We start from the raw sequence: 9,984 nt of genomic DNA, 5'->3' as shown, positions 1-9,984 counted from the left end.
CGGCGCGTCCGGATCTGACTGCTGAGCGTTTTGTTGCTGATCCGTTTGGTGGGCCGGGGGAGCGGTTGTATCGGACCGGGGATCTGGTGCGGTGGAATGCTTCGGGTGAGTTGGAGTATTTGGGGCGTACCGATTTCCAGGTGAAGTTGCGTGGTCAGCGGCTGGAGTTGGGTGAGGTCGAGGCTGCGGTGGCGGCGGCGCCGGGTGTGGTGCATGCGGCGGCGGTGGTGGCTGAGTCTGGTGGTGGGCAGCAGTTGGTGGCGTWTGTGGCGCCGGCTGATGTGGATGTGGAGGTGGTTGCCGAGTCGGTGGCGTCGGTGTTGCCGGGGTATATGCGTCCGTCGGTGTGGGTGCGGTTGGATGTGATGCCGCTGACGTCGTCGGGCAAGGTGGATCGTAAGGCGTTGCCTGCGCCGGTGTTCGAGGCTGTCGAGTATGTGGCTCCGGCTTCGGATGCCGAGGAGCGGGTTGCGGCGGTGTTTGCGACTTTGCTTGATGCCGAGCGGGTTTCGGTGACCGAGTCGTTCTTCGATTTGGGTGGTAACTCGTTGTCGGCGATGCGTTTGGTGGCGCGGGTGTCGGATGCGTTGGGTGTGCAGGTCGGTATCCGGGATGTGTTCGATGCGCCGTCAGTGCGGGATCTGGTTGCCGCGGTGGCCGATCGTCGTCCTGCTCTGCCGCCGGTGAGTCGTGTCGAGTCTCGGCCGGACCGGCTGCCCCTGTCGCGTGCTCAGCGACGGATGTGGTTCCTCAACCAGTTCGACACGGGTTCGGGCACTTACAACATCCCGATGGCGCTGACGCTGTCCGGGGGCGTCGACGACACGTTGTTGTTCGACTCGGTGTGCGACGTCGTTGCACGTCATGAAGTACTGCGCACCGTGTATCCGTCCGTCGGTGCCGCTCCGGTGCAGGAAGTCCTGCCCGTCGCTGCGGCCCGGGAGCGGCTCGACTGGCACGAGGCCGATTCGATCGACGCTCTGATCCGTTCGACCACAGAAGGTTTCGACGTCAGCTCGCAGCTGCCGATCCGCGGACGTTTCCATCGCGACGAGGCCGGTCTGCACATCGCGATCACGGCGCATCACATCGCCATGGACGGCCAGTCCATCCCGGTGCTCGCCCGAGACCTGATGGCCGCCTACGCGGCACGGGCGGAGGGCAGCGAGACCGGTCTACCCGGCCTCGACGTCCAGTACGCCGACTACGCCCTGTGGCAGCAGGCCGTCCTCGGCGACGCCGCGGACGAGTCGAGCGTCCTCGGCGGGCAGTTGGCACACTGGCGCAGCTCTCTCGCCGGACTTCCCACGGTGACCGACCTGCCGATGGATCGGCCACGGCCGGCCGTGCTCAGCACGGCGGGCGCGACGGTCACCGTCGAGTTCGACGACGACCTCGCGGACGCCGTCGACACGCTCGCCCGCAGCAACTCCATGACCGCGTTCATGGTGACCGAGGCGGCCTTCGCGGCCACCGTGGCCCGACTCGCCTCGACCACCGACGTCGTGATCGGGACCCCGATCGCGGGCCGGAACGATGCCACACTCGAAGACCTCATCGGGATGTTCGTCAACACCCTGCTGTTGCGTACGCAGGTAGATCCCGGCGACAGCGTCGGCGAGCTGCTCGGCAGTGTGCGCACGACGGTGCTCGACGCCTTCGCCAACGACCAGGTCCAGTTCGACGATCTGATCGAGACGCTGGCACCCGAACGTTCGTCGTCATATCAGCCGCTGGCGCAGATCGCGTTCACCTACACCGAAGCCGCGGAAGAGGAAACCGCCGGACTCGCGGCCGCCGGTATCGAAGCCAAGCCGGTCGGCCCGGCTACCGCCGACGCCAAGTTCGACCTGACCGTGGCGATCCGTGCACGAGGCGCCGGCGCACCGATGGCCGCGGACTTCATCTACGCCACCGATCTCTTCGACGAGTCCACCGTGGAGCGGTTCGCCGCGGTGTACCGGCGGGTCTTGACGGCTGTCGTCGAGAACCAGGACATCGCGGTCGGCGACATCGACATCGTGGGTGCCGAACGAGAGGAGCCGGCACGCGCGTCCGCCGCTCCGGTTCGCACACCCGGCGCGATGGTCGGCCGGGGCGGCGAGGTCGAGGAGGGGACGCTCATCGACGTCCTCGCCCAGCGCGACCTCGATCCCGACCACCCGGCGCTCATCTGCGACGGCACCGAGATGGACTACGACGAGTTCGAGACGCGCACCAACGCGATCGCACGGGCGTTGCTTGCTCGCGGGGTCTCGCCCGAAGACGTCGTCGCGGTCGGCATGGAGCGGTCGATCGGCTCGGTCCTCGCGACGTGGGGCGTCATCAAGAGCGGCGCGGCCTATGTCCCCGTCGACCCGGCCTACCCGGCCGACCGCATCGCCTACATGCTCGACGACTCAGGCGCGACCGTCGGCATCACCGATACGGACACCCGTGCTCGACTGGGCGAATCCTCCTGCGAATGGGTCGATCTCGCAGACCTCGAGGCTGAAGCCGAGTCCGGCGACGACATCACCCACACCGAGCGCAATGGATCGGTGCGGCTGACCAACCTGGCTTACCTGATCTACACGTCGGGTTCGACCGGTCGTCCGAAGGCCGTCGGTGTCTCGCACACCGGCATCGTCGACTTCGTCAACTCGCTCGCCAAGATCACCACGGGCACACCGGAAGACGAGCCTGATACCCGGATCCTGCACGTTGCATCGCCGAGCTTCGACGCGTCGATGTTCGAGATGGCCTGGGCCATCCCCGCGGGACACACCCTGGTGATCGCACCCCAGGCCGACTTCGCCGGCGACGCACTGGCGACGGTGCTGGAGCGCGACGAGGTCACCGACATGATCATCACGCCGTCGGTGTTGGCGACGGTCGATCCGGAACGCGCACAGTACGTGCGGAACCTGGCAACCGGTGGCGAGGCGTGTCCGCCGGAGCTGGTCGAGCGTTGGTCGGAGCGCGGCCGCCGCATCTTCAACTGCTACGGGCCCACCGAGGCGACGGTGTGGGCGACGCGGTCGCGTATGACGGCCGGCAAGCCGGTGACAATCGGAAAGCCGGTGGACGGCTTCACCGTTCGCGTCCTCGATGGACGGTTGCACGAGGTGCCGCAGGGCGTCGTGGGCGAACTGTATCTGTCGACCGCGGGCTTGGCGCGCGGCTACCTCGGCCGTCCTGGTCAGACAGCGGTCAGTTTCGTCGCCGATCCGTTCGGTGAGCCGGGTGCACGGATGTACGCGACCGGCGACCTGGTGCGGGTGGCCAAGGGTGGCAATCTCGAATTCGCCGGCCGCGCCGATCATCAGGTCAAGATCAACGGCCAGCGCGTGGAACTCGGCGAGATCGAGGCCGTGCTCGACGCCCAGCCGGGCGTCGCACAGTCGGTCGTCGTCGGCGTCGAGTCGACCCGAGGCGGACGCAAGCACACCGAGGTCGTCGCCTATCTGGTCGCGAAACCGGGTGCGACGATCGACAGCACCGCGGTCCTCGACGAGGCGGCTCAGCACCTGGCGGCGCACATGGTGCCCTCCCAGGCCATCGTCATCGATGAGATCCCACTGACCCCGGCGGGCAAGCTCGACCGCACCGCGCTGCCCGAACCGCATGCCCCCGAACCGGCCGAGTACGTCGCGCCCGCGAACCCCGCCGAGGAGAACCTCGCCCGGATCGTCGGCGGCCTGCTGGGCGACGAGCGGATCAGCGTCACCGAGTCGTTCTTCTCCCTCGGCGGCGACTCGATCATGTCGATCCAGCTGTCGTCGGCGGCGAAGGCGGCAGGTATCCATCTGTCGCCCCGAGAGATCTTCGAGCTGAAGACGATTCGCGCCATGGCAGCTGCCGCGGCGGCCTCGGGCGGACCGGTCGAGCTCATCGAAGAACTGCCGGGCGGCGGATTCGGCGACATGCCGCTCCTGCCGGTCACTTCATGGATGATCGAGCATTCCGAGCAGCCGTCCGACTTCGCCGACTTCTCGCAGTCGCTTGTGTTCAACGTGCCGAGTGCCGCTGCAGTGTCCGACCTGCAGACGGTCGTTGAGGCCGTGGCGGCCGCCCATCCGATGCTCACCGCAGTGCTTAGACGAGTCGGGGACGACTGGACCATGACCGCCGGCGGGGGCACGGTTCCGACCGTTCGGGAGATCGACGCCGCGGGTCCGCTGGACCCGGCACTCGTCGACGCCCATCGGCAATTGCTCGGCGCACTCGATCCCGAAACCGGAACGCTATTCGGAACCGTCGTGGTAAACGGCGAGGGCCGCCGTCGTCTGGTCATCGCGATCCATCACCTCGGTGTCGATGCAGTCTCGTGGCCTGTCCTCGTCGAGGACCTCGTCACGGCATGGGCGCAGCTCACATCCGGGCGACCGATCGAACTCCGTCCCGAAGGGACGTCTGCGCGACGGATCGCGCACCTGCTCGCGAACCAGGTCGACGCGCGCACAGGCGAGATCGACTACTGGCGCCGGCAGCTACCGGCAACGCCGACATCGTTCGGTGACAACGCAGATCGCGCACTACACAGGTGGCGCGACGAGTCCTCGCTGATGTATGTGGTCGACGACGTGGCCGGGTCGATTCTGACCTCGGTTCCGCAGGCGTTCGGAAGCAGTGTCGACGACGTGCTCCTGGGCGCCCTGGCGCGAGCCGTCCGCGGCTGGCAACGCGCCAGCGGCATCACCGACGACGGACCCGTCACGGTCTCGACCGAGGGGCACGGCCGGGACGAGAGCATCGCCGGCGACGAAGGCGCCATCGATCTGTCCCGCACCGTCGGGTGGTTCACGAGCATCACGCCACTCGCGGTCGACGCCTCAAGCGATGTCGTCCACGCGGTGAAATCGGCCAAGGATGCGCGATTGTCACGTCCCGCAGGTGGTGTGGGATTCGGCATCCTCCGGTACAACTCGGACGGCGACATCGCCGACCGCCCGCTTCCGACAATCATGTACAACTACTTCGGCGGCGGCACGGCGCCTGCCACGGACACCGCTCCCGATGATTTCCTGCCAGTGTCCGATCGGCCGAACATGCCGAGCACCATCACCGGTGCGATGCGATCGCCGAGCATCTTCGGGATCAACATCAGTACGGCCGGTCGGGAAGCGAAACGGCTCGAAGCCAAGGTCACCTACGCCACCGATGTACTCGACGAGACGGCGGCGTCCGACATTGCCCGACGCTGGCATGACGAATTGCGCGCGATCGTCGAATTGGTCGACGGCGGCGCGGAAATCGGACTCAGTCGCGCCGACGTGCCCGGGGTCGACGTCACCCAGGACGATCTGGACCGGATCGCCGAGCTGTACCCAGGGGCCGACGTCTGGCCGATGACCCCACTGCAGCAGGGGCTCTTCTTCCAGGCAGACCTCGCTTCAACCGTCGCGGGCGATGTCGAGGCCATCGACGTCTACGTCACACAGACCGTGCTGTCGCTGGCGGGAGAAGTGGACCCGGAGCGTCTGAAGCACGCTCTCGGGGAACTCCTTGCACGACAGCGGGTTCTGCGGTCGGGATTCGTCCGGTTGCCGAGCGGCGCTGCGGTCACGGTGGTGCCCTCAGCGGTGACCGTGCCGTGGAGCGTGATCGACCTACGGGCGGAGGATTCTGCTTCCCTCGACGGTCGCGTCGAGGCCGTGCTGGCGGCCGAGCAGGCCAAGCCGTTCGACATGGCCGAGCCCCCATTGATCCGCGCGGTGCTTGTCGAGCATCGAGAGGGCGCCGAGCTCGTGGTCACCAACCACCATCTGCTGATCGACGGGTGGTCGAGCCCTCTCGTGCTCGCCGATCTGTTGTCGCTCTATGCGACGGGAGAGACCTTCACCGGTGGGTTGCCGGGAGCGACCGGGCGCGATTTCGCCGAGCACGCGCGAGCGGTGGCCACCGCCGACGTCACCGCCGGGATCACCGCGTGGCGCGAGGTTCTCGCATCGGTGACCGAGCCGACCCTGGTCGCGCCGGGCCACGAACCCTCCGCCGATGCGCCGCCGCGTGACCACGAGTTCGCCCTCGACGTGGAAGTCACCGAGCGCCTCGAAGCACTCGCGCGGGACAACTCGACCACGATGGCCACGGTGGTCCAGCTCGCCTGGGCGGTTTTCCTCTCTCGACTCACCGGCACCAGGACGGTGACCTTCGCGGAGACAGTGTCCGGCCGTTCACCGGACATCGAGGGCATCGAATCAATGGTCGGCATGTTCATCAACACGATCCCTGCGGTCGTCGACGTCGACCCCGACGCCACTGTCCTCGACGTCCTGACCACCGTTCAGAACGACAAGGTGAAGGTCCTCGACCACCAGCAGATCGGCCTGCCGATGCTGGTCGCACAGACCGGGCTGCCGACGCTGTTCGACACGCTCGCGGTCTACGAGTCGTTCCCGGTGAACGTCGATTCGGTCGCCGGCATCGACGCATCGTCCGCGGGTGGCCTGAAGTTGGTCGGTGCCAAGACGTCGGATGCCACGCACTATCCGCTCAACCTCTCCGCGTCCCGTCGCGGTGCCGAACTCGCACTGAAGCTGAAGTACCTTCCGACGGCCTTCGCTCCGGAACAGGTCGCGGTCTTCGCCGACGTCGTGACCGGGCTGCTCGGGGCCATCGCCGACCACCCGGACGCGACATGTGCCGAGATTCCGCTCCTTCCTGCTGAAGCGGGCGTCGAACTCACCCCCGTGACCGGTGGGCCCGCGACGGACCCGGTGACGCTGCCCGAACTGTTCCGGGCCGCGGTGCGCCGCGCTCCGGACAACGTGGCCGTCGTCGACGGTGCCGGTGAGCGACTGACCTATCGGGAACTCGACGAGGCCTCGGATCGATTGGCCCGCTGGCTGATCGGTCGCGAGGTGGGACCCGAGCGGGCCGTCGCCCTCGCGATCGGCAGGTCGGCTCAACTGCTGACCGCGATCTGGGCGGTGGCGAAGACCGGTGGCGCCTACGTGCCCATCGACCCCGACTATCCGGCCGAGCGCGTCGCGTCGATGATCGAGGATTCGGGCGCAGTGCTCGGGTTGTCGGTCGTCGCGTCCGGCGACCTGCCGGCCCGGGAGTTCGACTGGGTACGACTGGACGACGACACGGTGGCTGCCGAGATCGCCGCCGCGCCCGCCGGACCGATCACCGAAGCCGAACGGCTCGGAGAGGTGACACCGGCGAACCTCGCCTACGTCATCTACACGTCCGGTTCGACCGGCCGTCCGAAGGGCGTAGCGGTCACCCACTCGGGGCTGGCGAACTTCGCCCGCCAGGAATCCGAACGCCTGAATGCCGGCGACAACCCGGTGGTTCTCGGGTTCGCCTCACCGAGCTTCGACGCGTCGGTGCTCGAGTACCTCCTGGCCACCGTCAACGCGGGCACCCTCGCATACCGGCCGTCGGAAGCTGTCGGCGGAGCAGCACTGGAACGGTTCATCGCCGAACACGGTGCGACGCACACGTTCCTGACGCCGTCGGTGCTCTCGACCATGGACCCGGCCGCGGTGCCGAGTCTTCGCGTCATCGCCGCCGGCGGCGAAGCAGTGCCGCAGCCGATCGTCGACCGATGGGCCGGGGCGACGGAGCTGCACAACCTGTACGGCCCGACCGAGACGACCATCGGCATCACGATCTCGGCGGCGATGCAGCCCGGCGAGCCGGTCCGACTCGGTGGCCCGATCGGCGGGGTGGACCTGATGGTCCTCGACAACCGGCTGCGGCCGGTGCCCGTTGGCATGCCGGGCGAGCTCTACGTGGCCGGGGGAGCGCTCTCCCGCGGCTACCTCGATCGGTCCGGACTCACCGCCGAACGGTTCACCGCCAACCCTTACGGCCAAGCCGGGCAACGGATGTACCGCACCGGCGACGTGGTCCGGTGGACACCGGACGCCGCTACCGGCGGCCTCACGCTCGAGTACACCGGCCGTTCCGACGACCAGGTGAAGCTCCGCGGTTTGCGCATCGAGCTTGGGGAGATCGAGGCCGTGCTCACCGAGCACGACGCCGTCGAATCCGCGGTGGTCCTCGGCGTCGGCGGATCGGTGACGACAGCGCTGGCCGCATACATCGTCCCGGCCGACGGAACCGTCGAGGTGTCCGAGCTGAAGGCCTTCGCAGGTAGGCGGTTGCCGGCGTACATGGTGCCGTCGTCGTTCAGCGTGATCGATGAGTTGCCCTTGACGCCGGTCGGCAAACTCGACAAGCGAGCCCTCCCGGAGCCGGTCCTCGAAGCGGGCGAGTACGTCGCGCCGGCCGCCGGCACGGAGACCGCAATTGCCGACGTGGTCGCCGCGGTCCTGAGTATTGACGCCGGTCGAGTCTCGGCGACGTCGAGCTTCTTCGAACTCGGCGGCGACTCGCTGTCCGCGGCGCGGCTCGCGGCGCGGCTGTCCGAGCAGCTCGGCGTGGCCGTCTCGGTTCGCGACGTCTTCGAGGCCGGTTCCGTTCGCGCCCTCGCCGAAACCATCGGCGGCTTCGAGACCGCCGCGCTGCCGCCGGTCACCGCGGTCGATCCGCGTCCGGATCGTGTTCCGTTGTCGTTCGCGCAGCAGCGGATCTGGTTCATCAACCAGTTGGAGCCGGAGGCCCCGACCTACAACATCTCGGTCGGCGTCCGCCTGTCCGGTCGCCTGGACGTGTCCGCACTCGAGGCGGCGGTGCACGACGTGGTGGCCCGTCACGAAGTCCTGCGGACGACCTTCCCGGACGTCGACGGAGAGCCATTCCAGCTGGTCCACGCCGCGGATTCGCCTGCAGCCGAGCCGGATTGGGCGATCGCCTCCGGCGAAGAGGATCTGGTGGCCGCCGCTGGTTCCGGATTCGACGTCGCTGCAGCACCGCCGTTCCGGGTGCGCTTGCTGAAGGTGCGCGACGACGAGCACATCCTGCTGGCCGTGCTGCATCATCTGGTCGGCGATGGCGAGTCGATGCGGCCGCTGATCGGCGATATCGTCAGCGCGTATCTCGCACGTGCGGCCGGCGACACTCCGCGGTTCGCGCCTCTGGACGTACAGTTCGCCGACTACGCGTTGTGGCAGCGGAATGCTCTCGGTTCGCCGGACGACCCCACGTCGGTGGTCGGTCGGCAGCTCGACTACTGGGAGCGGCAACTCGCCGGGGCGCCGGACGTCCTGCAGCTGCCGGCCGACCGCCCGCGACCGATGGTCGCCTCGCACCGGGGTGCGATGGCGACGGTGCCGCTGCCCGCCGAGGTGAGCGCGCGGGTCGACGAACTCGCCCGTCAGCGCGGGGTGACCCCGTTCATGGTTGTCCATGCGGCACTCGCGGTGCTGCTGTCGCGGTTGTCGGCAACCGATGACATCGCGGTCGCCACCCCGATCGCGGGCCGTGGACAGCAGGCTCTCGAACCGTTGGTGGGCATGTTCGTCAACACGCTGGTGTTGCGGACACCCGTCGCGCCGCGCGGCCGGTTCGCCGACCTCCTCGACGAGGTGCGTTCGGTCGACCTCGAGGCATTCGCGCACGCCGACGTGCCTTTCGAATCCATCGTCGAGCGTGTCCAGCCGGTCCGCACGCAGGCGTTCGCTCCCCTGGCACAGGTGATGGTGACGGTCGTCGACCAGACGGCAGCCGGCCCCTCGGACGGGCCCGCCGAGGCAGGCGAGCTCACGGTGACCCCAGTCGAGTCGCCGGTGGTGCCCGCGCAGTACGACCTGACGGTGACCGTCGGGATCAACCGGAGCGGCGACGGGGAGGTCCGGCTCGTCTACGCCACCGACCTCTTCGACACCCAGACCGCACAACGGTTGGCCGAGCGGTTCGTCGCGGTTCTCGACCATCTGACATCGCTGCCGAATGTTCTCGTGGCGGAGGCTCCGCTGATGACCCCTGCGGAGCAGGACGAGGTCCTCGGTTGGTCTCGAGGCGCGTCGGACGGCCCCGCGGAGGAGACCTTGCTCGAGTTCGTGACGGGTAACCTCCGATGAGGGACGGCGCCGAACACAGCTGGAAGCACCGAGACGCCCGCACAGGAGACCACGGCGGTGCACA

Annotated in this window: 1 protein-coding gene; it reads left to right on the top strand. The window is 68.1% G+C overall.

The window, feature by feature from the left end:
• The coding region (locus tag LQD00_RS19510) for an amino acid adenylation domain-containing protein (protein ID WP_406567067.1) at positions 1 to 9,920 on the top strand (9,920 nt) is incomplete at its 5' end.
• Positions 9,921 to 9,984: the final 64 nt, after the last annotated feature.

This window comes from Gordonia metallireducens, assembly GCF_021245825.1.
GTDB classification, from domain to species: Bacteria; Actinomycetota; Actinomycetes; order Mycobacteriales; family Mycobacteriaceae; genus Gordonia; species Gordonia namibiensis.
The sequence above is the reverse complement of the archived record's forward strand: the minus strand, read 5'-3'. Positions and strand labels throughout refer to the sequence as shown.